The organism is Flavobacterium hibisci, from assembly GCF_020026925.1.
Taxonomy (GTDB): domain Bacteria; phylum Bacteroidota; class Bacteroidia; order Flavobacteriales; family Flavobacteriaceae; genus Flavobacterium; species Flavobacterium hibisci.
The window spans coordinates 21,744-46,680 of record NZ_JAIQDW010000018.1; the positions used below are offsets into that span (position 1 = coordinate 21,744).

General features: G+C 33.7%; 20 protein-coding genes and 1 tRNA gene. 6 read left to right on the forward strand and 15 right to left on the reverse strand.

Features of this window, described 5'->3' with window-relative positions; genetic code table 11:
- Positions 1-38: 38 nt before the first annotated feature.
- Complete coding sequence (mnmA, locus tag K8B81_RS16370) at positions 39-1,226, reverse strand: tRNA 2-thiouridine(34) synthase MnmA (protein ID WP_223682637.1); 1,188 nt, start codon at positions 1,224-1,226, stop codon at positions 39-41.
- 209 nt (positions 1,227-1,435) lie between these two features.
- Positions 1,436-2,164 (reverse strand): toxin-antitoxin system YwqK family antitoxin, encoded by a 729-nt coding sequence (locus tag K8B81_RS16375; RefSeq protein WP_223682638.1) that lies wholly within the window; start codon positions 2,162-2,164, stop codon positions 1,436-1,438.
- A 241-nt stretch (positions 2,165-2,405) separates the two neighbouring features.
- Between K8B81_RS16375 and K8B81_RS16380 the strand changes: the two genes are divergently transcribed.
- Both K8B81_RS16380 and K8B81_RS16385 read left to right on the forward strand, forming a co-directional pair.
- A complete protein-coding gene (locus K8B81_RS16380; RefSeq protein WP_223682639.1) occupies positions 2,406-2,849 on the forward strand; it encodes a hypothetical protein in 444 nt (147 codons plus the stop codon).
- A gap of 149 nt (positions 2,850-2,998) precedes the next feature.
- Positions 2,999-4,780, forward strand: a complete 1,782-nt coding sequence (locus K8B81_RS16385) for an AMP-dependent synthetase/ligase (protein WP_223682640.1) — start codon at positions 2,999-3,001, stop codon at positions 4,778-4,780.
- A gap of 57 nt (positions 4,781-4,837) precedes the next feature.
- On the opposite strand, the gene K8B81_RS16390 is transcribed toward K8B81_RS16385, so the two are convergent.
- The 13 genes from K8B81_RS16390 to K8B81_RS16450 all read right to left on the reverse strand — a co-directional run bounded on the left by K8B81_RS16390 (position 4,838) and on the right by K8B81_RS16450 (position 19,569).
- Positions 4,838-5,896, reverse strand: coding sequence for a nucleotidyltransferase domain-containing protein (locus K8B81_RS16390; RefSeq protein WP_223682641.1), 1,059 nt, complete (start codon positions 5,894-5,896; stop codon positions 4,838-4,840).
- Between the two features lie 12 nt (positions 5,897-5,908).
- Positions 5,909-6,478: a peptidylprolyl isomerase gene (locus tag K8B81_RS16395; protein WP_223682642.1), complete on the reverse strand. Its 570-nt coding sequence runs from the start codon at positions 6,476-6,478 to the stop codon at positions 5,909-5,911.
- Between the two features lie 45 nt (positions 6,479-6,523).
- Complete coding sequence (locus K8B81_RS16400; RefSeq protein WP_223682643.1) at positions 6,524-8,788, reverse strand: AAA family ATPase; 2,265 nt, start codon at positions 8,786-8,788, stop codon at positions 6,524-6,526.
- 10 nt (positions 8,789-8,798) lie between these two features.
- Complete coding sequence (locus K8B81_RS16405) at positions 8,799-9,548, reverse strand: nucleotidyltransferase domain-containing protein (protein WP_223682644.1); 750 nt, start codon at positions 9,546-9,548, stop codon at positions 8,799-8,801.
- Between the two features lie 221 nt (positions 9,549-9,769).
- Positions 9,770-10,567: a TatD family hydrolase gene (locus K8B81_RS16410; RefSeq protein ID WP_223682645.1), complete on the reverse strand. Its 798-nt coding sequence runs from the start codon at positions 10,565-10,567 to the stop codon at positions 9,770-9,772.
- Positions 10,568-10,880: 313 nt separating this feature from the next.
- Positions 10,881-11,780 carry a phosphatase domain-containing protein gene (locus K8B81_RS16415; protein ID WP_223682646.1) on the reverse strand — a complete coding sequence of 300 codons (900 nt, stop codon included), beginning with the start codon at positions 11,778-11,780 and terminating at the stop codon, positions 10,881-10,883.
- Positions 11,781-11,792: 12 nt separating this feature from the next.
- Positions 11,793-12,977, reverse strand: a complete 1,185-nt coding sequence (locus K8B81_RS16420; protein WP_223682647.1) for a DNA ligase-like domain-containing protein — start codon at positions 12,975-12,977, stop codon at positions 11,793-11,795.
- 4 nt (positions 12,978-12,981) lie between these two features.
- Entirely contained in the window at positions 12,982-14,259 is a 1,278-nt protein-coding gene (locus tag K8B81_RS16425) for a class I SAM-dependent methyltransferase (RefSeq protein WP_223682648.1), read from the reverse strand.
- A gap of 70 nt (positions 14,260-14,329) precedes the next feature.
- Complete coding sequence (locus K8B81_RS16430; RefSeq protein ID WP_223682649.1) at positions 14,330-15,346, reverse strand: RNA ligase; 1,017 nt, start codon at positions 15,344-15,346, stop codon at positions 14,330-14,332.
- 321 nt (positions 15,347-15,667) lie between these two features.
- Positions 15,668-16,402 carry a hypothetical protein gene (locus K8B81_RS16435; RefSeq protein WP_223682650.1) on the reverse strand — a complete coding sequence of 245 codons (735 nt, stop codon included), beginning with the start codon at positions 16,400-16,402 and terminating at the stop codon, positions 15,668-15,670.
- 24 nt (positions 16,403-16,426) lie between these two features.
- A complete protein-coding gene (locus K8B81_RS16440; RefSeq protein ID WP_223682651.1) occupies positions 16,427-16,903 on the reverse strand; it encodes a hypothetical protein in 477 nt (158 codons plus the stop codon).
- A gap of 56 nt (positions 16,904-16,959) precedes the next feature.
- On the reverse strand, positions 16,960-19,200 hold the full coding sequence (locus K8B81_RS16445) for a hypothetical protein (protein ID WP_223682652.1): 2,241 nt from the start codon (positions 19,198-19,200) through the stop codon (positions 16,960-16,962).
- Positions 19,201-19,451: 251 nt separating this feature from the next.
- A tRNA-OTHER gene (locus K8B81_RS16450) sits at positions 19,452-19,569 on the reverse strand.
- A gap of 288 nt (positions 19,570-19,857) precedes the next feature.
- On the opposite strand from K8B81_RS16450, the gene K8B81_RS16455 reads away from it, so the two are divergent.
- From K8B81_RS16455 to K8B81_RS16470, 4 genes are all read left to right on the forward strand, one after another.
- Positions 19,858-20,481 (forward strand): HD domain-containing protein, encoded by a 624-nt coding sequence (locus K8B81_RS16455; RefSeq protein WP_223682653.1) that lies wholly within the window; start codon positions 19,858-19,860, stop codon positions 20,479-20,481.
- 211 nt (positions 20,482-20,692) lie between these two features.
- Positions 20,693-21,721 carry a helix-turn-helix transcriptional regulator gene (locus K8B81_RS16460; protein ID WP_223682654.1) on the forward strand — a complete coding sequence of 343 codons (1,029 nt, stop codon included), beginning with the start codon at positions 20,693-20,695 and terminating at the stop codon, positions 21,719-21,721.
- Positions 21,722-21,947: 226 nt separating this feature from the next.
- Positions 21,948-22,400: a MarR family winged helix-turn-helix transcriptional regulator gene (locus K8B81_RS16465; protein ID WP_223682655.1), complete on the forward strand. Its 453-nt coding sequence runs from the start codon at positions 21,948-21,950 to the stop codon at positions 22,398-22,400.
- Positions 22,401-22,519: 119 nt separating this feature from the next.
- Complete coding sequence (locus K8B81_RS16470; protein ID WP_223682656.1) at positions 22,520-24,910, forward strand: 3-hydroxyacyl-CoA dehydrogenase/enoyl-CoA hydratase family protein; 2,391 nt, start codon at positions 22,520-22,522, stop codon at positions 24,908-24,910.
- Positions 24,911-24,937: the final 27 nt, after the last annotated feature.

The window sequence follows — 24,937 nt, forward strand, 5'->3', positions numbered from 1 at the left end:
CTCATTTAAAAGCAAAAGCCTTTGTTAAAAGTATAAAGCTATGAAATTACTCCCGAACCAACTAATTCATTTTCTAAATACCAGGCAACAAATTGTCCTTCGGTAATGGCAGATTGCGGTTCCTCAAATCGCACATACATCCCGTCTTCAAATTGATGCAATGTTGCTCTTTGCAAAGGCTGACGATAACGGATTCTTGCCATTACCTTCATGGTTTCGCCCACTTTTAAAGTCATATCGGTACGAATCCAGTGGACTTCTGATTTTTCTATAAATAATGCTTTTTTAAACAACCCGGGATGATTGCTTGTAAGACCGGTGTATATTGTATTGGTTTCAACATCTGTTGCGATAACAAATAGAGGATCAGTAGTTCCGCCAACGTTTAAACCTTTTCGCTGTCCAACCGTAAAATAATGAGCACCCTGATGTTTACCCATAAATTTTCCCATTTCAGGACGATAACCCAATTTTTGAGCTTCGATTTTTAATTCTTGTTCCAAAGATAATCCAAGTGGTTTTTCAACGTTATAAATGGGATCATTTTTATCAATCTGAACAATTTTCCCTTCTTTAGGCTGCAATTTTTGTTGTAAAAATTCCGGCAAACGCACTTTTCCAATAAAGCAAAGTCCCTGTGAATCTTTTTTCTCAGCCGTTACCAATTCCATTTCAGCTGCAATTTCGCGTACTTGGGGTTTAGTCAAAGCTCCAATTGGGAATAATGCTTTAGATAACTGTTCCTGAGATAACTGACATAAAAAATACGATTGATCTTTGTTATTATCTGCTCCAGCAATTAATTGATAAACAGTTTTTCCATCAACTTCAGTTTCACTTTTTTGACAATAATGTCCCGTTGCTACATAATCTGCACCAAGACTTAAGGCAATTTTCATGAAAACATCAAATTTGATTTCGCGGTTACAAAGCACATCAGGATTTGGAGTTCTTCCTTTTTCGTATTCGTTGAACATGTAGTCCACGATTTTCTCTTTGTATTCTTCGCTTAAATCGACTGTCTGAAACGGTATGCCTAGTTTTTCAGCTACTAAAAGAGCGTCATTGCTGTCTTCTAACCACGGACATTCATTTGAAATAGTTACAGAGTCATCGTGCCAGTTTTTCATAAAAAGGCCAATAACTTCGTATCCCTGCTGTTGCAACAAATAAGCTGCAACACTCGAATCTACTCCACCGGAAAGTCCAACAACTACACGTTTCATTCTAAATCTTTTATATTTTTACAAGGGTGCAAAGATAAATCAAATTATAGATAATTAGGGTAGTTTTGATTACTTTATAACATACTGAAATTGACAAAGCTTATTGTATTCATTTTTTCCAATAAACTTTTGAATTTATTTTTTCTTGTTCAGAAGATCAAATTTTCTTTATATCGCGAAAGTAAAATTATCCTTGAATACCTGCTTTACTATTGTTTCTTTTCAGCCGGATTTTTATTAGTTCCTGTTTTTTCAGAAATTTTATTGATATTCTTCGGATCACTCATATTGATTTCCTTCGTAAGCTTTCCTTTTACATAAAATTTCCAAATTCCTGCTTTTTTTCCATTCAGGAATTTACCTTCTGAAGCCACTACTCCATCTAAATCATAAAAAACAGCGTCACCATTATACTGGTCATTGGCATATGTTGTTTGTTCTAGAATGATTCCGTTTTGGCCAAACTTTTTATATACGCCTTCTTTCAGTCCATTTTTATACGTCATTTCTTCTGCCACTTTTTCATTTGGATAATAAACGGTTCTTTTACCTTCCAGTTTACCGTTCTTATAGTTTTCAAGCGTCATGATTACTTTTGAAGCTTTATGGTAATATTTCCATTCTCCTTCATATTTTTTGTCAACCACTTTTCCTTCACTTACCTTGTTTTTTTTCTGATCATAGAAAATTGTATAAGCACTTCCGTCATTTGCACTAAAGTCACGGGTTGCAATTACATCTCCTTTTTTAGTATCATCAAAAAATTTAAAAACCCCAACTTCTTTTCCGTGGCTAAAAGTACCTTCATAACGAGGTCTTTTCGAAATTTCATAAGTCCCTTTCCAGACACCATCTTTTTTTCCGTTGGTATCGAGTTTATTAAAATCCTGCGCAAAACCTGCGGCACTTATCAAAAACAAAATCCAAAAATTTCTCATATTTTTTTTTCTATATAACAACAAAGATTCATTTTTAGTATTGCAAAGGTATAACCATTAAACAAAAACTCCTTTATCTATTACTAAAAAGTCGTTAAGAGCTGAGATTTGAATCTTTTTAGTATCAGTAAATAAAATTTAAAAAAAGCTTTTATAATAATGAATAACTTTTGCAAATTAACCTATATTCGCAAAAAATATTATAGCAAAAAAATATAACGTAAATTAAATCCGGAGCCTGATGAAATCCTTAAAATTATTCTTACTTACACTTTTTATAGGTGCCTCACAATTACATGCACAAGCAAAAGTGGAATCTATCATCTATAAATTCCACCCACATTATATGACTACTGATATCGGTCAGACTGTCGCAGGAACTTATTTGATTGAAGGAAAAAAACAACCCGTTATTGAAATCAATGCTGATGGTACCGGTATCATTCAATTGGCCAATTTATCTAAAAAGAAATTAACCTGGGGAATAGAATGTTCTGATGAAGGTATTCCTATCTTCAAAGAAGGCTATGACAGTTCTTCTTATACATTTTGGTATAAAATAACAGGAACAGGTGAATGGCTTTATACACAGTTTTTAATTATTCCTGGCAAGAAAAAAATGTATCTTATGGGAGATCGTGTAAAATATTATGGAGAAACCCAAGTAAAAAATGAGGAGGAATAATTAACCTTTTTTATATGAAGTAAAGCAAAAATAAAAATGTTTTATCTGATTTTATCAACACTTCTGAAAATTTCAGCTTTTTATTTCATGAAATAAAAAATTATACCTAATTTTTATTTAATTTGCAATAAACTTCAATATCTCATCTAATGGTTACAATCACACGCCTTTTTGATTTCCCTTATTATCAACAAGAAACTTACAATCTTCAGGTTGCATTCGCTACCAAAAAAAATGGGGTTTGGGAAAAAACATCCAGCAGTGAATATATTGCTAAAGCCAATGCTGTTTCAAGAGCACTATTGCGCCTGGGTGTACAAAAAGATGATAAAATTGCCCTGATAACTTCTAATAACCGTACGGAGTGGAACATCATGGATATAGGCATCCAGCAGACTGGTGCACAGAACGTACCCATTTATCCTACCATTGCCGAAGAAGATTATGAATATATTTTAAATCATAGCGGCAGTATTTATTGTTTTGTTTCTGACGAAGAAGTGCTTCAGAAAGTCAATGCGATAAAAGCAAATGTCCCAACATTAAAAGAGGTCTATTCCTTTAACGAAATCGCAGGCTGCAAACACTGGTCGGAATTACTGACTCTGGGTGATGACGAAAGTAACCAGACAGAGGTTGAAGATAGAAAAGACAGTATCAAAGAAGACGATTTAGCTACTATAATTTATACTTCAGGAACTACCGGAAGACCTAAAGGCGTCATGCTTTCGCATAAAAATATTGTATCGAATGTATTGGACAGTGCTCCAAGAATTCCGTTTGATGCCGGAAAAAGTACCGCTTTAAGTTTTCTCCCAATCTGCCATATTTTTGAAAGAATGATTTTGTACATCTATCAATATTATGGTGTTTCGGTTTACTTTGGGGAATCCATTGAAAAAATAAGTGATAATTTAAAAGAAGTACGCCCTACGGTTATTACAGCCGTACCAAGGCTTTTGGAGAAAGTTTACGATAAAATTTATGCTAAAGGAACTGAACTGACCGGCATCAAGAAAAAACTTTTTTTCTGGGCGATTGATTTAGGCTTAAAATATGAACCATACGGCGCCAATGGATTTTGGTATGAATTTCAGTTAAAAATTGCCCGAAAACTGATTTTTAGTAAATGGAAAGAAGGTTTGGGTGGCAGGCTGGATTTAATGGTTTCGGGAAGTGCCGCTTTACAAACGCGTTTATCGAGAGTTTTTGCCGCCGCTCAAATTCCGGTTATGGAAGGCTACGGCTTAACGGAAACTTCGCCTGTTATTGCTGTAAACGACCAGAGAAATAAAGGTTTCAAAATTGGAACCGTAGGAAAACCAATCCGAAACGTCGAAGTTAAAATTGCCCAGGATGGTGAAATCCTTTGCAAAGGACCAAATGTAATGTTAGGTTATTTCAATGATCCTGAAAAAACGGCCGAGGCTTTACAAGACGGCTATTTCCACACGGGAGACATTGGCGAAATTGACAGCGAAGGTTTCCTGAAAATTACTGACCGTAAAAAAGAAATGTTCAAAACATCAGGAGGGAAATACATTGCACCTCAGATGATTGAAAATGCGATGAAACAATCCCGTTTTATCGAACAGATTATGGTAATTGGTGAAGGCGAAAAAATGCCGGCAGCTTTTATTCAGCCTAATTTTGAATTTGTAAAAGAATGGGCGAAAATCCATAAAATTACTTTAGGAAATTCTACTGCTGAAATCGCTTCTAATCCTGATGTGATTAAACGAATTGACGAAGAAATTGAAAATATCAACAATAAATTCGGACACTGGGAACAAATCAAACGTTTTGAGCTTACCCCGGACATATGGTCAATCGATGGCGGACAGCTTACTCCTACCCTAAAATTAAAACGAAAAATTATCAAAGAAATCTACAAAGATCTTTACTCAAAAATCTATGGGAATATTCAATAAATCAAAATAATTTAACCAAAAAACGGAAAAAGGCTGTCTTTTTAGGACAGCCGTTTTTTATTTGTATAATTCTTCCCTAATTTGAATTAAAGTCTGAATGGCTTTCGCCTCATCCGGTTTTTCAGGTAAAGTTGATGTCTGATAATGCTTTTCGATTGAAGCAATAAGATTATTTGCCATTTCCAGTAAATCATCGTATTCTCTGTTTCTGGCTTTTATATCGAGTAATTCCTCCCTATTTGAAACACGAATATTTAATTTTCCGGTTGACAGAATCTGCTCGGCGGTTTGCAAAAGTCTGATAGTGTGCATCATGTTTTTGCTGTCGTAATTTTTGCCGTGCTGCTGGTTGGTGTTGTAACGGTCTTCGTTGCGCTTTTCGATCCAGTTCCAGTATTCGGTGTATTCTTTGCAGTATTTTGAATAACCGTCCTTATTGCAGGATAAGTATCCAATCAATTTTTCGTTTTTAGGAATCGACGAAAGCGAAACTTCATTGGAGTTTTCTTTCTGAATAATTCCTTTGTAACCCAATGTTTTCTCGTGATCGTAAAACATTGCAAACATGCCTTTTGAATTGGGCAGATCGACCAGACCAATCTGTTCCTGCTTTAAATCATTTTGCTGTAGAAATTCTAATGCCGAAACAGTTTTATAACCTTCTAAAACATAACAAAAATCCAAAAGGCTTTTCTTTTCCTTTGGCAGCGGATTTACGATTTTCTTGTTTAAACCTCTCGCCTTTTTGATCTGGGTTACGGCATAACCTGCAAAAGAATCTTTGCAGAGTTTCGACAGAAAGTCTTCCATTTTTAACTGTTCTATCAACGGATGTTTGTACAAAATACAATCGTCCGGCGAAGCCAGAATCTCCAGAATATTAGGATTATTTTTAAGCAATAATTCTATAAAACGCCCAATTTCGTAATACACCTCATCATTGGTTTCATTACTAATCTGCGGAATATAATCTAACCCAAAGAATTTTTCTTTTGGGAGATAATAAACGCCTTTGATATCGGTATCTGATGTTGGAGTATTTAACCCAAACGATTTGCTTCCCGAAATGACTTCGAAAAGGATTAGGTTTTGGTATTTTAAGTTTTGGATGGTCATAGATTTATGATTTTATTCAGGTAAGCTCAAAATATAAAAAATAGATTTTGGCAAATCATCATAGGTTTTCAAAACAACGTAGTACCATTTGTTTTCAGGAATATCAACTTCAAAAACATCATTTTTTTTATGATTTTTAATTGCATCTTCAAAAGTTTTATGCATAACTCCCTCATTAAACCATCCTAAATCACCTTTATTGACATTACCATCCATATTATAAATGGAAGCTAACTCTTCAAACGATTTATTTTTTTTATATAATTTGAGAATCTCTTCCCTTTTTTTATTAATCTCATTAATAGTTAACCTACTACCATCTAAATAAATATAACTTACTCTCATCGAGACAGTAGGTTCTGTTTTAACAATTCTGGCCTTATCAATGATATCTTCTTCAAGAAATCTATTTTTATAATAATCAATACTATCATTAGTAATTTCTAAAGTCGTAATTTCAGCTTTTGGATTCAATTTAATAAAGTTCTCAGCTTCTTCAAGAGAGTTTATTTCTTTTAAGTTTTGTGAAGAAACAATAGTTAAATAGAAGAAGTTAATGGCTAATAGTAAGTATTTAAACATAATGCATAGGTATTTAATTTACATTTCATGATCACATTTGCTAAATTAATTTATCATAGCTTCAAAATGAGGTTCTGCTATTTCTCTAAAAATCATTTCAAATGCATTAAATAAATTTTGAGGAACCTCATTAACTACTCTCTGATAAAACATCTCATCCAATGGAGAAACCTTATGACTACCATCATTAATTTCAGAAATTAAGGCGCTACAAATATAATATCTTGGGTCTGTGACAGAAATGTTAGATATAGCAGCCCAAGAATCTTTTCCTAATTTGGTAAAATTAACATAACTCTCTAAAATTCTTCTCATTATATTACAAACAGAAATATTTAGTTCATTATCATCTTTATCTTTCAACGTTTTTAATGAATTCCAGAGTAATGTATAATCATTTAAAATTTCATTTTTATCTCCTGTACAGATTAGGCTACTTATATTTTTTTCCTTGATTACATGAAAAAAAGTTTTATCATAACAAATAGGCCTGAAATCTGAAGAAACTTCTTTAAAAAAATAAAGATTATGAGACATTATAAAAACTTGTTGGATATTGGTATTTTTTAATAGTTTATGATCAGGTTTATTCCCTTTTTTAGCAATTAATTGATGTATCAAAGTTGTAACTATAAACAAAACTTGGCTATCCAAACTAGAAACTGGGTCATCTATCACTATAATTTTCTTTTTCGAACTTCTATCAGCATTATCTGTTCCTAAGCAAAGTTGATAGAAATATAAAAATGAAATAAAATTTTTTTCTCCTTCACTCAAAGTTTTAAATACATTTTCTGAATACTCATTATCAATCCTTTTGAGATAATATTGAGATATATTATTGATCTTTTCTTTTTCATCGATTAAAAAACCGTCAAAACCGCTATTGCTTAAAATTGAATTTATATTTGATATTGCTTCTTGTGTTGTAATTGTTTCTGTCTTCCACTGCTCTATTTTATTTTTTGATTCTAATATTGACAAATTAATGGAATTCTCCATTTCAACTTCGAAAAAATAATCAATAGATGAATTGTACTTTCGTAAATAATACTTTTCTATTTTTCCTTTAGCTTTCTTTGCAAAATACTTCCACAAATCTAATTCGAATTGCTTTTTATTTAAATCAAGATTACTAAAATCCCCATTGTGTTTATTAATTAAATCTTTAATTTCCGAAATACTATCTTTAAAATTAAGTATAGATTGAAGTTCTTTTCTCGTATTAGATTCTTTAATTTTCAAATCAATCTGTTCGATGTTTTTATCGACAAAAGTTTTTAATGAATCATACAAATTAGAAACAAGATTTTTACGATTATATTCATTTAGAACATTTCTTATTTCTTGCAGTAAAAGAGAAACAGTTGAGACATAATTAGTCTTCAATTTTTCTAATTCTGATATTTTATTTTTAAAATTTTGATCAAAATAATTTTCAAATTTTTTAACCAACTCACTATCTATAGTTTCTTTTTGACAAAAAGGACATTTTTGTAAATCTTTGTCTTCTTTTAAAAATGATATTCCGGTAGAAACCCAATTACTAACCCCTAGATTATTAATCATCTCAGCAATGTCAATATCATTATTTCCTATAATTATCTCTTGCAGAAGTTTATTCAATTCTATTTCTTGTCTTCTAATTTTGGAGTATAATTTTGTTGAAATGTTGGAATTAATTTTTACAATTTCATTATCATAAAATCTTTTATACTTACTTACTAAATCATCAAAAACAATATTCTCGTAACTATTTTTTTTAGATAAAATCCCCTCAATTTGCTCAAAATTATTTTGAACCTGTTTGAAAGGAAATAAATCCTTGATTTTTAAAAAAGATTGTAATGCGCTCTTTCTCTCTTCGAAACATTCCCTCTTTAATTTATCAAAACTTGTTTTATCATCTTGAATAATCTTCTCTTTTCTTGGTTGCAAAATATCTTTTAGATAATCTGAATTTTGTTTCAAAATTATAGTCTCTTCATCTATCAACTTATCTATTATATCATTACCTTGATTTAAAGAGAAAATACCATTCTGAACATCTTTTTTAATGAAATTTTTCTCAGTAAATTTTTCATCAAAAATGACAATTTCATAATCTTCTTCTAAATACCCTATTTGACTACAATTATTAAACTCAATGGATTTTGAGACGTCATCTAAAGTTAAATTATACAAAAATTTAGCAATTGTCGATTTCCCTGAACCATTTTTACCAAAAAAGAAATTTACCTTTTTCAATTCATCAATTACAACTTCATTTTTGTAACTTGTTACTCCTTTAAGTTTTATATTTGTAATCATAAACTATAGTTTAATACATAATTTCTTTTCTAAAAAACAAATCCAACTCCTCAGCCATCTTCTTCCCACTTTCCAACGTAATCGAATTCTCCTGATTAAATTTTACGGTTTCGAGTAAAAAATCAGTGATCAAAACTTCTTTTGGGTGCAGGTATTTTTCGTCCTGAGTGGCTTTTATTTCTTGTAATTCCAATATTTTTTCCTGTATGTTTTTCGGTGCAATTGGTACTAAATCGGCAAAAGCAACGGGCGGAAATGTATTGTTTTCTATAATCCATTTTCCGGCTAAAGCGGTGCGTAAGGCGTAGAAATAACTTTTTAGTTTTACTTCCTCCATTTCGCAGACTTCCATGAAATTTTTTGTCGTTCCTAAATAATGGTGTAAAACCGCTATTGGCGAGAAACATTCCGTGGCTATCTTCCGCATTTGTTTTGCAAAATCATCATTTGCATAATACACAATTGGCGAAAACAACCACTCAATCAAAGGTGCGTTAGATTTTGCTAATAATTTTATGGCTTTCCGTAAATCCCAGCCGGAACCGTCAAGATCGTCTTCGGTCATGAACTCAATCACATCGGGTTGTTCCCAAAGTGACAAATAATACTCGGGTTTGTGTTTGTAGATAAAACGAATATCATAGTCACTGTCCGGAGAAGCAAATCCCCAGGCACGGCTTCCGGATTCTACGGCAAAGAGTATTTCTACTTCTTTTTCGAGTTCTGTTTGTTTTAGTTTTTGAAGTATTTTTTCTTTCATGGCTGGTTTCAAATATAAATAAACAACAAAGCTTTAAACCAGGTAATAATACGTGAATTTTTTAAAAAAAAAGGTACTGAGTTTCTAAGCTTCTAAGTTTCTAAGTTTTTTCTTCTCAGTATTTATATTATCTCGCAAAGGCGCAGAGTCGCTAAGTTTTATTTTTATGCAAGTGTTTTAAGTTTTTATTCTTTGTCCTCTGAACCTTTGCCTCTTTGTCCCTATATATTGAAAAAGACTTTAGCATTCCTCGTCGTTTCCTCTGCCACTTTATCCAAAGCAATTCCTTTAAACTGTGCAATTGTTCCGGCAACATACGGCAGAAAAGCAGGTTCGCAACGACGTTCATGGTATTTCTTCAAGAGACTGTTCGGGACATTTTTAGGAAGCATAAACGGCGCATCGGTTTCGATCAGCATTCTGTCGAGAGGTACGTACTGAATGACTTCTTTTAAATGGCTGAAACGTCTGGCATCTGAAATCGCTCCCGTAAAACCCAGATAAAATCCGTTATCGAGATAGGTTTTGGCTTCCTGCAAAGTTCCCGTAAAACAATGCACCACGCCTTTTGGCAGTTTCGGCAGATAGTCTTTTGTGATATTCATAAACGAACTAAAAGCGCTTCTTTCGTGCAAAAACAAAGGTTTCTGAACTTCAATCGCCAATTCTAACTGGGCTTTGTAACATTCTTCCTGTTTGTTTCGGGGTGAAAAATCACGATCAAAATCGAGTCCGCATTCGCCTACTGAAACTACGTGTTTCTGCTGTAATACATTCTTTAGTTTCGAAATGCTTTGTGCGTCGAAACTCTTCGCGTCATGTGGGTGAATTCCGGCTGTCGCATATAATATGCCCGGATACTGCCTGGCAATCTTTGCGGATTCTTCACTATTTCGTACGCTTGTTCCAGTTAGTATCATTTGCGATACATCGGCATCTAAAGCGTCTTGTACGACATCGTCTATGTCGGTTTGGAATTGTTTGTTGGTTAGGTTGATTCCTATGTCTATGTATTTCATTTTTTTTAGTTGCTAAGGTTCTGAGGGGCTAAGATTCTAAGTTTTTCCCTCTCAGTTACCTTGAATTATTATTTTGTTTTTTGCCATTAAGGCGTTATTTTTAATCTCGCAAAGTCGCGGAGTCGCAAAGTTTTTTGCGTTAAGTTTGTCATTTCGACATTTTGGGAGAAATCACACGCGGGATTCGACAAAGATTGGTTTGACTTTGTGGAGCTACTTGTGTGATTTCTCCTCCGTCGAAATGACAATAATGAGTATAAACTTTGCGAGTCTTTGCGTATAAATCTTTGCGAATCTTTGCGGTAAAACCTTTCTAAAAATCCCCGTAATACACCTGAAAGCAAGGTAATTTCAGGTCATTTCGCCATGTATCCACTACCTGGTTTCTATCGTCTAAAACAAATTCTACAAAGTATTTATCTTTTATAAACTCGTTATAGATTTCGGTTTTGATGATCGAATCTTTTCGGCTGTCTTTTGTTTTACGCATAATTAAATCATCGTATTCGATTTCGTGTTTTTGAAGGAATCGCAAGGTTGGTTCTTTGTATCGGTCTTCTCTTCCGGAAACCAGCAATATTTCGTATCCTAATTTCTTGTAGTTTCGCAACACATTTGCTACCGGATTGTTGATTCCGTCTTCATCACATTTGCTTGCATCAAAAGGGTTTCTTCCGTTCATTAAAGCCAGTGTTCCGTCAAGATCACAAATTATTGCTTTTGGCAGATCCGGGTTTTGATCGCAGTATTCCAGGTTTTTTTCGACTTTTCTGATCGGTTTAAAATCAAATTTTTGTTTGGTTTTCTGCAATTGGTAAAACATATTTTCAATTACTTTTTTAGGCACTTTTCGATCTCTTTTTTCATTTCGGGTAAAAAGTTCTTCTAATGATAAATCAAAAACTTTGAATTCGATATTAGCCATTTCTGAGAAATCTGCGATAGGCTGCTTTATGTATTCCAGGTTTACATTGCAGGTATCCAAAAGTACATTCCACCCATTCGAAAGCAGGGTTTTGATCTGCACATTGATAATCTTTGTAATCATGTTTTCTACCGATGGATCCATCACTTCCTGAAATTGCGAAAACCTGATTTCATCACGACTGATTCGCATGGTTTTGGCTTCAGTTCTCACTTTCCATTCGGCAAACGTACTTTTTCCTGATGCCGGGCAGCCGACTAATATCGTTAATGTAGGTATCTTTTTCATTTTATAATCGTGTTACAATCTTGGATCTAATGTTTTTTCTATTTCTTCATTATTGATTCTTTTCAGAAGAAGTAAACGCATCAAATAATTTTCATCTCCTAAATCTTTATACGGAATCTGAAGCATCTTCTGATTGATTTCCCAGCCGTTTATCGACTGTTCCAGTTTCTTTTTTACGTTTCTCTTATCGATATAGTGATCAAAATCCTGATGGAAATTCACTCCGTAAATCATCGTGAGATAATTATTGTTTCTGACTTTAAAACATGGCGGCTGGTTTTTGATGTAATTCTGCACCGGCTTTATCATGATTCCTTCTTCATTGGCATCAGTCAGTTTTTCAAAAAAGGCATAAATCTCTTTTAGCTTTTCCTCTTTATCAGAAGCCGTAATTTCTAAATGCAGAAACACATCATCGTTTACCAGTTCATACGTTAAATTGCTGTTTGGCAATACTTCTTCACCCGAAATTTTGACTTCTTTTAAAATCGTGAAAGGTTTAAAATGTATTTCCCCTTCAGTGCCAAACGTATCAATTTGATTTTTGAATAAATGTAAAGATTCCTGCTGTTTCTCTAAATCCGGAATTTTCACTGCCTGTAAAGCTTCGTACTGACGAACAATATGAGACTTGTATTTACTGCCGAATTCTTTTCTGGTCAGTTGCTTTTTATCCGAAACATAAGCTGTGAACGATTCCTCATTTTTTACAGCAACCAATTTCTCAAGCAATCCAGAAGTTTTCAAATACGAATTGTGCGTTTGCAAAGCGTCATAATAACCTGTAAATTCTTTTTCGATTAATCCCGCCCCCAAAACTTTCCATGGCAATAATTCTGAAGCAATCAAAAGCGTATCAAAATCAGGAAAAGCAATCAGCATTCTGGTATGTAGGTCTTTCAAGCTTTCTATAGCTTTCTCTACATCAATATGATCGAGTTTGAAACCATTTCTGGAAACAAAATATGTTTCTTCGAGATTTCTTTTTAGATAAATCGTACAGTAGGAACCCATGTATTTTTTCTGAACCACAAAATCGGTCACACCATTTTTCAAATAATAATTTACTGCTTCTTCGATGCTTTCGATTTCGTTTTTTTCTTTGCTTTTTGGAGCCGGAGAAATGGTTGGCGAAAAATCATTTATCTTATTTGTGCAGAACCACTCTATTCTGTTTCTTACTTTAAAATCTAACATCTCTTTACTTTTTTTGAATAATTACCGCACTTGTCGGGTAAACTCCTTTTACACAATCTCCTACTCCGTAAAATGTTTTTGGATTTGGAAAAATATCCTCAATCAACTTTACAAACTCTGCATTTGACAATTCGAAATCATGATCGTCGTGCCTGAACTCTTCTGTCAATTCGTAGTTAACATTAAAATCTTTATCCGGCGTTGTCACAAACAATTGCGTAAAACTGGTATTATCCCGAATCCAGATCAGCAATGATTTTGCTTCTTCTAACGAGTTGTGTTCAATCACTTCGCTTAAAATAATCTGTCCTTCAAAATCTTTAAGATCTTCTAATTTTTCAACCCAAACCAAATGATCTGCTCTTTCGATAGCCTGAATTTTATCTGCAACATGTTTAAAATCAACCTCATCGTAAGCGTAATATTCCTGCAAAAATCCTCTTTTGTTTAACAATTTGAAATACTGCAATTCGCCACAACCGAAATCTAAAACAGCTTCATCAAAATCAATTTTACTGCAAATGAATTCTCTTCTCGATTGATGTGTATCTGTAAAAACTAACTCCACTTCATTATCAAAATACGCTTCTAACTGCGGCTTGAACTTCTCAAACTGCACCGGAGAGCGCATGATTCTTTTTATGAAAAGATAAAATACGAAATACGGAATCCCGGTAAGATTGGTAAACATCGTAATATGCTTCTGAATGAAAAAATCATCGATAAAAGTGTACACTGCATATCTGTTGGTGAAATGTGTAAATAATGCTACCAGTGAAAATTTCTGAACAGCCTCTCTTACCGTTGCTCCTTCTATCGTTAATTCATAATTATTGCCAATCTTATGTTTGATCGTAATCCCGTCAATATATTTCGATAAAAGATATTTCTCGTTTTTATACCAGCCAGAATCTATAAAGAACGTAGGAACTTCGATTGTACATTTCCCGGTATCCACTTCATCGTAATTTTTCTCCAGCCAGGAAATAATCGTTTCGCTTAAGACTTTGTTTTCTTTGTATAAATGATTAAAAAACTCCGTCATGATGTTTAATGCCAGGAGCGGACTGCAATAACTTTGAAAATCAATCTGATTCCCTTCTTCCGGCAGGTAACTTTTTTTTCCGTCTAAAAAGACACAGTGATATTCGTTTTCGGCAATTACATTTCCTATTAAAATCCCGTTTTTCAATTCTTTCAAATAAAGTCCCTGATCGGTGTTTGGGTTCTTGTAAAGAATATCTAAAAAGTATTTATTATCTGATTTAAGTTTTATAATCATGACATTTATTTTTGTTTGACAAATATAGCTTTGTCACTGCGCAATTATTTTGCGCAGTTTAAATTAAAATTTAATTTTCTTCTCTATTAAACGGTTTTTCAAATTTTGGCCGGATCATTTTCCAGATTGTCTCTGAATACTCTTTTCCGTCCAGCATCCAAAACAATACATTTGGATGTTTACAAGTCTGAAAATACAAAGCGGTTTCCTTACGCGATTCTAATACTTTAAAATCGGCTTTACATTGCGCTTCGATTGCTTTATAATCATTTTCCAGATTTGTCTTAGTTAGTTTCACCCAGCTAAAAAACTCATCAGGAACACGTTCTAAAATTTCCTCGAATGACTGATTGTTTTTTAAATATTCCCAGATATTCAAATTAGAAACCTGCGTAACGATGCGATGCAAACGAAGATATTCTTCAAATTTGATTTTTACCCGAAAATTATTGGCGTATTTAATCACAAAACCTTCCTTGTTGTCCTGATTCAATGCTGATAATTCACCAATATCTTTTATTCCGTCAAACTTCTGAACTATTGGAAAACCAATATCCTCAAGCGGAAATTCGGCTCCTGATTCTGTATCAACAATCGCTAACAAAACCAATTCTTCTGATGCTCCGTAATCTAAAACGATTCGGTTTTCAGGATAGATAATTTCGAACAAATAGGTTTTGGTTTTATCCAGTAATGACCATGAGTCTTTATATTTTCCATGAAGCATTTCATTCGCTTTATCTGACTGATTGCTGGCAAAAGAACCTCGGCTCGCCATAAATGGTACATCGTTTATCCAATACAAAATGCCAAGTGAACCGTCCATTTTATCAAATACTTCAAAAGTTGTATTGGGAAGCATTTGATTTTCCATTTCTCCTAAATTAAAAAACTTAGGAAAAGGTCTTGCCACAACCTTACCCTCCGAATCTAAAATAAGTCCGCGACAGCTTATGGTAATTTCATTCCACACTCTCTCGAATTGGGCATTTTGAGTATAATTATAAATGTACAAATCATGCTCAAGATGTTTATTTACCCTGATATAATTTTGCGAAATCATTTCTTTTAAAAGCGTTGTATTCATTAGTTCTAATCTTTGAACAAATATTCAGAATGGACTACGCAATTATTTTGCGCAGTAGTTTGAAAAATTAATAAAAGCGGTTCCTACGGAACTTTATTTTGTGGTCGATTTATTTACCAACGGATTAAAATCCGTTGCTACAACATTAGCATTCCTACGGAATTTTTATAACAATAATTATGTTCTTTTACTGAACCAACAAACATGTGAAAGTTTCATAGAAACGATTTATTTTGTAGCAACGGATTTTAATCCGTTGAAAAAATAGCCGATTTAGAATTGAGTTCCGTAGGAACGACACATATAAACTAAGAATCTAATTTATTTTTCATAAATGTAATTTTCATCTTCATATTTATATTCTTCCTTGTTTTTCATTTCAAAACTTCTGGCTTTGAGTATTATTACAAAATCGAGAAGCCGTTGCTGCAGGTTTTCAAAATCTGTATTTTTTCTAAAAAGATATTGTCGCAAATCAGGAAACTCAAATGCAATTTCATTTTTTGTATAAAGTTCTTTTCCGTCATGAAGAGAAATCGCCTGTCCTAACTGGAATGCAATTGATTTAATACTATCCAGGTCGTTTTTATCTTTTCCGAAAGAATCAATATGTTTTAAATCTATGTTTTCTAATGCCTGAATCTTTTCATCTAAATCGCCTTTCAAACCATTTTTGATTAACGGTCGATATTCTGTTTTGCTCAAAAAAGACAGAATCATTCGGGTACTTCTCAAAAATTTCAAATCGACATCTCTAACCAAAAGTTTTGTTATCTGATTATCGAATTTCTGACTATGATTTTTATAGGTGTGGAATAATGCGTTATTCAATTCGTCTGTTGTGCCTTTGTAAACCTCCGTTAAATGTCCATTTTTTTGAACCGCAAGATTGGCATTGATTTCTTTTTCAGGATAAAATGATTTTATCGATTCACTGAGTTCTTTAGATACTGAAAGTCTTTCCAAAATAGTTTCCGGCATTTCTTCAACAAAGAAAACCAAATCGAGATCCAGTGAATTTTCAGAACCGAATATTTGATAGATTGGTGGTTTCATGATTCCGTATTAACATTTTAAAAATTATTCACTTTCAGAATCCTCTAAATTTTCAATTCTTATAGCTGTACGCTCTTTAAAATAAACAGCAATACCATAAGGATCACAGATGTCAAATTTACCTTCAGCAAATCTAACACACCATTCTTCATCTGATTCCCAAAAAGTTAATTCCGGAAAATCAACAGGAAAGTCTCCAAGGTTTAGCTTTAAATAATGTAATTCTTCAGTTCGGATTTTATATGTTACAGGATCTTGAGTTAAAGTCTTTTTTAAAAATATTATTGCTTTTTGTAAATAATTCTCAATATGCAATACAATTTCTTCAAGTTCCCTAACTGTTTTTTCTTCTACTTTTTGCTCGTTTGTTATAATATAAACCGGAATTTCTCCTTCAAAAAATTTATTATTTGTTGTAAAATTACCTGACCAGACAAATTTATTATCTGGTGCATTCTCAGGTTCAAAATCACTAAATGGAAGTTGTATTTTTTTGGCCATTTTATCTGTTTTTTAATTTCTAAAAACCACGAATCAAATGGATTCGTGGCTTAAAATTAATCTATTAATAATTGCGTGACAAACGCCGGGTTCATCGCCCATTGCACTGTATAAACCTCATCAGCAATTTCATTTTCGGTGATCGTTAAACCCTGAGCTTCCGCTTTAAGCTGTAACAAATTACCAATATTCAGTTTGCTGTTCAATTTTGCCAATAGCGCCTGAACTCCTTTAAAATCCAAACCTCCAACAACCTGACCTCCGAAAGTCATCTCTAACCAAACGATTTCTCTTTTGGCTACATCCAACACTCCAAAAACCAAACCTTTGGCAACATTCTGCGTCACACGAACCTGATGATCTACACACGACGGATCGTAAGCAACACCTGTTCGCTCCGAAATTTTCATCGGGTGTTTGCTGTTCATCCAACCTACAACCAAATTTGGTGTTATACTTCCGTTGCTGTACGCATTGCAGGTAAAAGTCACAAATTTTGCGTTGGCTTTCGCCAATTGGTCGATATTGATGTTGATATATTCGGCAGTTCCAATTTTATTCGGAATACTTCTGATATCACCACTATGCTGACAACCTGTTGTGGTTAATCGGCTGAAAGAACAAATATCTGAACTGTTTTCGTATGCGATATGACAGCTTAAATCCATATCCAGATGTTGTGCCGGCAAATCTTTCCCCCATTGCATAAACAATCGTACTTCGTTTCCTTCAATTGGGAAACGTGTTCCCATCAAAGCAACCGGAAAATCCTGAACCGTATCGCTTCTATCACCAATCGAAACTGGCATATTGTACAATTGTGGATCGATATAGATTGTCTTGTTTGGGTTTGAAACCGACGCAAATCGTTTTTTCATCGCCAAAATAGTCAGGTCTTCAATTTGAGTTTTCATTGTATCCAACTGAGCATCATCATACAACTTCAATAACTGATTTGACGCAATTCTTTTGTTGGTTCCACCCAAAGGTTTCACACTTCTCTTCATGTTTTTATCAAAATAATTTTGAGCATACATATTCAACGTAAACACCAATCGAGCTGGAACTTTATCGATAATTTCTTCAAAATGAGCAAAAGTTTCCTCCGCTCCAAACCATAGCATATTCGAGAATAACGAACGTGCAAACAATCCTGGACGCTGTTTCAATAAAGCAAACGTTTTATCGGCATCAAATTTCAATCTTGACGAATCTACTTTGCTTTGCCAAACATCGTACACTTGGTTGTAGAATACATCCATTAAAAAATTCAATTTCTCAAACCCTTTTCTTTTGCTGTATTCTGCCAAACGCAATGCTCGGATAAAACGAACCCACATTCCTCTTTTTGGATGCATAGTTTCGCACATCGCTTCAACGTCCATGTTCATATTATTCAACCAATTTGCCACCATTAAACATTCTTTTCGGGAATATTTTAGTTTCAAATCTTTTTGAGATGCAATTCTGGCCTGAACGCTTGTATTTAAAACATTGTAGAAATGCTGTGCATTTTTTGATGTTCTTTTGATAATCGTTTTTGGCTCAATAATCTGAAGCATTCCTGTGTTTTTATACCACAAGTATCGTAAGATATCTGTTGGCGTTTTCAAAAATTGAGAAGCCTCTTCTTCTTTACCATTTTCGATCAAAAGATCAATCACCAGCATTAAAGTTTCCTTCATTGCTACTTCCGTTTTTGGCAAAGGCAAATATTGCATCGCCATTTTTAAACTATCTACTTGCGTAGCGTCTAAAGCGGTTTTAGATTGCAATAACGAGATATAGAAATCATTTAAATCTTTTTCTGTCCATAATTCAAGCATTTTCAATTTGCTTCCCTGACCGATATTTTCCAGTTTTCCAAATTCAAACGGAGTTCCGCAGAACGGACAACCGTTGTATCTTTCTAATGAAAAAGTATTATCTGGGATAATATGCCCGCATTGCAAAGTTGTTCCGTTTTTAGTTTTAAAAACATTCCCGAAATACGTGATGATATGATCCAAAACAGATTCTCCTGTTGGAACATTCCATTCTTTTACCAATGGCGTCCAGTTTTTATCTGTCCCTAAAATTGCTCTCAAAACTTCTAAAACCTCAATTTTATAATTTGGGCTCACATTATTTAAAGCATGTAATAATGACTCAGAAAATGTAAATCCAAGTTTAGAAACATTGGCTAACAAAACTGATGTTGTTCCTGATAAATTTTTAACGTCATTCGTAATCATTTCTGATGGAATGAAAATTGCATTTTGACGTAAACTGATTTTTAATAATTCTCTTGTTTTCATTTTTTTTAATTTTTAAAATTTAGATAATGGTGTTTCTGAGTTCTACCTAAAAGATTTTTGAAGTAAGAAACACTTGACCTTAAATTGGAGTGTAATGAATTAGCTGTTTCAAAGTGACAGTTTGGTGGGTTCCCCCGAAGTAAGCTAATTTTGACCCTCGTTTTTTTTACTAATGATAATTCTAAAACTTGTTCGGACTCGAACCGAAAGTTACCAATTGACTGAAGTAAGTTTTAGTTGACCTTTAATAGTGAAGCAGATGGGATTCGAACCCACGACCCGGACATTAAAAGTGTACGAAGTAAGTTTTGATTGACCTTTGAAGGATAATTTCAAAACTACCTGCTCTAACCGCTGAGCTACTGCCTCATAATAATTAAATAAAAAGGTAATGGTGTAAGTGGGTACATTGGAAAGTGTTTTTCGAAGTAACTCAAACTTGACCTGTTTTATTCTTTATTTTATTTATATGAACGTTTGTTTTTTATTTCTGAACAAAGATTTTAAAACTAATTCGCAGTCATTTTGCGTAGTGAAATTTTTGTTTTCATTTTTTAGAAGTACTATTTGTTTTATTACTTGAGCAAAGATTTTAAAACTACTACGCAATTATTTTGCGCAGTAAAAAAAAGTATTTTAAATTTGAGTAAAAACAAGATGACTTTAAAGGAAATTTATTCTGAATTACTTTCTAACATTGGCTTTTCAACAAATGAAATTCAGCAGAATTGGTTGGATTTAGAAAAAGCATATTCCAAGAAATCAAGGCATTATCATAATCTGACGCATCTAAAAGACATGATTGCCAGTTTTGAAACGTATCATAATCGCCTTCAAAAGCCAAATGAAATATTATTTTCAATTTTTTATCATGATTTTGTGTATTCGGCTTCAAAAAAAGATAATGAATTGAAAAGCGCTGAATTTGCTTTGTCGATTTTAAATAAAAACCACACTTTAAATAAACAATTGGTTTTTGATGCGATCTGCGCAACACAACAACACGCCCACAGCACAAACGAAGATATTAATTGGCTAATCGATTTTGATTTGAAAATCCTTTCCAAAAACTGGGAAGATTATAAAATCTATTTTGAACAAATCAGAAAAGAATATCGTATTTACCCTGATTTTCTATACAAACCCGGACGCGCCAAAGCTTTGAAACATTTTCTGGAATACGAGTTTATTTTTCAAACAGATGAATTCAGAAATTCATATGAAGATCAGGCAAGACGAAATATTGAAAAAGAGATAAGTCTTTTAGAAAGTAAAAAATAATCTCGCAAAGTCGCTAAGACGCAAAGTTTTTATTTAAGTAATTCCCGCGCAGTTTGTCATTTCGAGGAACGAGAATCACACGCGGGATTCGACAAAGATTAGACTTGCTTTGTGGAGCTACTAGTGTGATTTCTCGTTCCTCGAAATGACAAAGCTAAAGCAACAAAACTTTGCGTCTTAGCGACTTTGCGAGCAAAAAACCAAACACCCTATGTCACAAAACAAAAATGCCTTAATCCGCTATAAAACAATCGACAAATGTCTGCAGAATAAATACAGGCAATGGACATTAGAAGATTTGATCGAATGCTGTTCTCAGGCTTTAGAAGAATATGAGGGCAGACAAATTCCGATTAGCAAACGAACGATTCAGATGGATATTCAGATGATGCGGAGTGAAAAACTGGGTTACAATGCGCCAATAGTAGTTTATGATAAAAAGTATTATAAATATGAAGACGAAGATTTTTCGATAACCGATATTCCGCTGACAGAAACAGATATGAATGTCCTGACTGAAACGGTTTCGATGCTGAAACAATTCAAGGATTTCTCTTTGTTTAATGATGTTTCGGATATTTTGCAGCGACTGGAGGATAAAATCTATTCTGAAAAGTCACATACCAAACCTGTAATTTATCTGGATAAAAACGAGAATCTGAAAGGATTGCATTATCTGGACGAGATTTATCAGGCGATTATTAAGAAAATGGTTTTGATCATTACGTACAAATCTTTTAAGTCAAGAGACGAAACCAAATTTCACTTTCATCCTTTCATTTTGAAAGAATTTAATAACCGCTGGTTTTTGGTTGGAAAAAAGAAAAAATCACAGCCCATTACGAATTTGGCACTTGACAGAATTATTTCGATTGATTATGACTTTAATCTTCCCTATTTAGAAGAAGATTTTGATGCCGAATTATATTATAAAAATGTAATTGGCGTGACTGTCAATTCAGGTTTACAGCCCAGACGGATCGAACTTTGGATTGATGCTGAAAATGCGCCCTATGTTCTGACCAAACCCTTACATCAAACCCAAAGGGTGATTCAGGAAAATGAGGATAAAAGTATTATTGTGCATCTTTTTGTTATTCCGAATTACGAAATGGAACGTTTATTATTGGGATTTGGCTGCGGAATCGAAATTTTACGTCCCGAAGGTTTTAGAAAACGAATGAAGGGAATACATCAAAAAGCGCTTGCTAAATACGATGAACAAATCTCAACTGAATAAAACCAGATTTCTCAAAAGGTAAATTAAATACTTCATTTTATTGTATCAATAATTATTCCGATCATAAACTCATTAATACTAAAAAAAAGAGTAGTATATTTCAATTAAAAAGAATCCCTTAAACCCCACAAATTCAAAAGTATTTACTAATTAACCTAAAATTTATGAAAAAATAATATGCATGCATAGTATTTTTTCATTATATTTGAAATCGATATAGTTATTTATGAAAGATAAAACGATAGATTATATTTTAAGAGCAACATGGCAGGCTGTATCTAGAATGTATAATGAAGAGGCTGCAAAATACGATGCTACAATGGCAACCGGATTTGCTCTGTTAAGTATTGACAAGGAAGAAGGAACTCCATCGACCGCTTTAGGTCCGAGGATGGGAATGGAAGCCACAAGTCTGACCAGGACTTTAAAATCTATGGAAGACAAAGGTTTAATTGTTCGTAAAAAGAACCCAAGTGACGGAAGAGGTGTTTTAATCTACCTGACGGAATTTGGAAAAGAAAAAAGAGAGTTATCTAAGAATACAGTCCTGAAATTTAATGAAATGGTTCGTAAACATGTTTCGGATGAAAAGATGGATCATTTTATCGAAGTTGCTGAAATCATCAACGAATTAATTCAGGACAAAAATATATTTACAGAAAACACAGCAAACGAATAATAACAATTCGTTTGCTTTTAAAAACAAATAGCAAATTATGAAATCGCCCAGATTAAATTCTTTTCAATTAATAAAAAGGCGATAACATATTTGACAAATAAAAAAGAAAATCAACAAATATGAAACGCACAATTAAAAAAGTTGCTGTAATTGGATCCGGAATTATGGGTTCAGGTATAGCTTGTCATTTTGCCAATATTGGTGTTGAAGTTTTACTGCTTGACATCGTACCTCGCGAGTTGACAGAAGCTGAAGCTAAAAAAGGATTAACGCTTGAAAGTAAAGCCGTTCGCAACCGTGTGGTAAATGACCATTTGGCGAACTCATTAAAATCGAAACCCTCTCCTATTTACAGTCAGAAATTTGCAAGCCGAATCACAACTGGAAATACAACAGACGATATGGCAAAAATTGCTAATGTTGACTGGATTATTGAAGTTGTAGTGGAGCGTTTGGACGTTAAGAAATTAGTATTCGAACAAATCGACAAATTCCGTAAACCGGGAACTTTGGTTACTTCTAATACTTCTGGTATTCCAATTCACTTTATGAGCGAAGGAAGAAGCGAAGATTTTCAACAGCACTTCTGCGGAACACACTTTTTTAACCCTGCGCGTTACTTAAAATTATTTGAAATTATTCCTGGTCCAAAAACTTCTTCTGAAGTATTGGATTTCTTAAACGAATACGGTTCTAAATTCTTAGGAAAAACTTCGGTTGTGGCTAAAGATACACCGGCGTTTATTGGAAACAGAATTGGTATTTACGGAATCCAGAGTTTGTTCCATTTAGTAAAAGAAATGGGATTAACTATTGAAGAAGTGGATAAACTGACTGGACCAGTTATTGGTCGTCCAAAATCAGCTACTTTCCGTACGGTTGACGTTGTTGGTTTGGATACTTTGGTACACGTTGCCAACGGTATTTACGAAAACTGTCCAAACGACGAACAACACGAATTGTTCAAACTTCCTGATTTCATCAACAAAATGATGGAAAATAATTGGTTAGGAAGCAAAACTGGACAAGGTTTCTACAAAAAAGTAGACAAAGATATTCTTTCTCTTGACTTAGATACATTAGAATACCGCGCTGCAAAAAAAGCAAATTTTGCAACTTTAGAATTAACTAAAACTATTGATAAACCTATCAATCGTTTTAAAGTTTTAGTAAAAGGTACTGACAAAGCAGGAGAATTCTATCGTAAGAGTTTCGCTGGAATGTTTGCTTATGTATCCAACAGAGTTCCTGAAATTTCAGACGAATTATATAAAATTGACGATGCCATGAAAGCTGGTTTTGGATGGGAAAATGGTCCGTTCGAAATCTGGGATGCTATTGGCGTTGCAAAAGGAATCGAAATCATGAAAGCAGAAGGTTTAGAGCCTGCTGCATGGGTAAACGAAATGCTGGCTTCTGGAAACGAAAGTTTCTATACTGTAAAAGAAGGCGCTACTTATTTCTACAACCTTCCAACAAAATCTCAGGTAAAAGTTCCTGGACAAGATTCATTCATTATTCTAAACAACATCCGCGAAAGCAAAAAAGTTTGGAGCAACAGCGGAGCAATTATCCAAGATTTAGGAGATGGAATCTTAAACTTAGAATTCCAATCTAAAATGAATACGATTGGCGGTGACGTTCTTTCAGCGATTAATAAAGCAATTGAATTAGCTGAAAAAGAACACCAAGGTTTAGTTATTGGAAACCAAGCCGCAAATTTCTCTGTGGGAGCTAATATCGGAATGATTTTCATGATGGCAGTTGAGCAAGAATACGACGAATTGAACATGGCTATTAAATTGTTCCAGGATACAATGATGCGTGTTCGTTATTCTTCGATTCCAGTAATCGTTGCACCTCACGGAATGACTTTTGGCGGTGGATGCGAAATGAGTTTACACGCTGATAAAGTAGTTGCTGCTGCCGAAACCTACATGGGATTAGTTGAATTTGGTGTCGGCGTTATCCCTGGTGGTGGTGGTTCAAAAGAATTGACTTTAAGAGCTTCGGATTTGTTCCGCAAAAATGATGTAGAATTAAACGTTCTTCAGGAGTATTTCTTAACTATTGCTATGGCAAAAGTATCAACTTCTGGTTACGAAGCTTTTGATACTGGACTTTTACAACACGGTAAAGATATTATCGTAGTAAACAAAGACCGTCAGATTGCTGAAGCTAAAAAACATGCTTTGTTAATGGCAGAAGCGGGTTATACACAACCAATCAGAAGAAACGATATTAAAGTTTTAGGAAAACAAGCTTTAGGTATGTTCTTAGTGGGAACGGATCAAATGGAAGCTGGAAAATATATCTCTGAACACGACAAGAAAATCGCTAACAAACTGGCTTATGTAATGGCTGGAGGTGATTTATCTGAAGCAACTTTAGTATCTGAACAATATTTATTAGATATCGAACGTGAAGCTTTCTTGAGTTTATGTACAGAGAGAAAAACTTTGGAACGTATTCAGTATATGTTAACTAAAGGGAAGCCTTTGAGAAATTAGTATCAAGTAATAAGAATTAAGTATTAA

Coding starts and splice junctions, on each gene's coding strand:
- K8B81_RS16375 (WP_223682638.1), bottom strand. CDS start 2,164: ATGAGAAATTTTTGGATTTTGTTTTTGATAAGTGCCGCAGGTTTTGCG.
- K8B81_RS16430 (WP_223682649.1), bottom strand. CDS start 15,346: ATGAATACAACGCTTTTAAAAGAAATGATTTCGCAAAATTATATCAGG.
- K8B81_RS16395 (WP_223682642.1), bottom strand. CDS start 6,478: ATGTTTAAATACTTACTATTAGCCATTAACTTCTTCTATTTAACTATT.
- K8B81_RS16405 (WP_223682644.1), bottom strand. CDS start 9,548: ATGAAAGAAAAAATACTTCAAAAACTAAAACAAACAGAACTCGAAAAA.
- mnmA (WP_223682637.1), bottom strand. CDS start 1,226: ATGAAACGTGTAGTTGTTGGACTTTCCGGTGGAGTAGATTCGAGTGTT.
- K8B81_RS16470 (WP_223682656.1), top strand. CDS start 22,520: ATGAAACGCACAATTAAAAAAGTTGCTGTAATTGGATCCGGAATTATG.
- K8B81_RS16415 (WP_223682646.1), bottom strand. CDS start 11,780: ATGAAAAAGATACCTACATTAACGATATTAGTCGGCTGCCCGGCATCA.
- K8B81_RS16420 (WP_223682647.1), bottom strand. CDS start 12,977: ATGTTAGATTTTAAAGTAAGAAACAGAATAGAGTGGTTCTGCACAAAT.
- K8B81_RS16435 (WP_223682650.1), bottom strand. CDS start 16,402: ATGAAACCACCAATCTATCAAATATTCGGTTCTGAAAATTCACTGGAT.
- K8B81_RS16465 (WP_223682655.1), top strand. CDS start 21,948: ATGAAAGATAAAACGATAGATTATATTTTAAGAGCAACATGGCAGGCT.
- K8B81_RS16425 (WP_223682648.1), bottom strand. CDS start 14,259: ATGATTATAAAACTTAAATCAGATAATAAATACTTTTTAGATATTCTT.
- K8B81_RS16455 (WP_223682653.1), top strand. CDS start 19,858: ATGACTTTAAAGGAAATTTATTCTGAATTACTTTCTAACATTGGCTTT.
- K8B81_RS16460 (WP_223682654.1), top strand. CDS start 20,693: ATGTCACAAAACAAAAATGCCTTAATCCGCTATAAAACAATCGACAAA.
- K8B81_RS16410 (WP_223682645.1), bottom strand. CDS start 10,567: ATGAAATACATAGACATAGGAATCAACCTAACCAACAAACAATTCCAA.
- K8B81_RS16445 (WP_223682652.1), bottom strand. CDS start 19,200: ATGAAAACAAGAGAATTATTAAAAATCAGTTTACGTCAAAATGCAATT.
- K8B81_RS16390 (WP_223682641.1), bottom strand. CDS start 5,896: ATGACCATCCAAAACTTAAAATACCAAAACCTAATCCTTTTCGAAGTC.
- K8B81_RS16440 (WP_223682651.1), bottom strand. CDS start 16,903: ATGGCCAAAAAAATACAACTTCCATTTAGTGATTTTGAACCTGAGAAT.
- K8B81_RS16385 (WP_223682640.1), top strand. CDS start 2,999: ATGGTTACAATCACACGCCTTTTTGATTTCCCTTATTATCAACAAGAA.
- K8B81_RS16380 (WP_223682639.1), top strand. CDS start 2,406: ATGAAATCCTTAAAATTATTCTTACTTACACTTTTTATAGGTGCCTCA.
- K8B81_RS16400 (WP_223682643.1), bottom strand. CDS start 8,788: ATGATTACAAATATAAAACTTAAAGGAGTAACAAGTTACAAAAATGAA.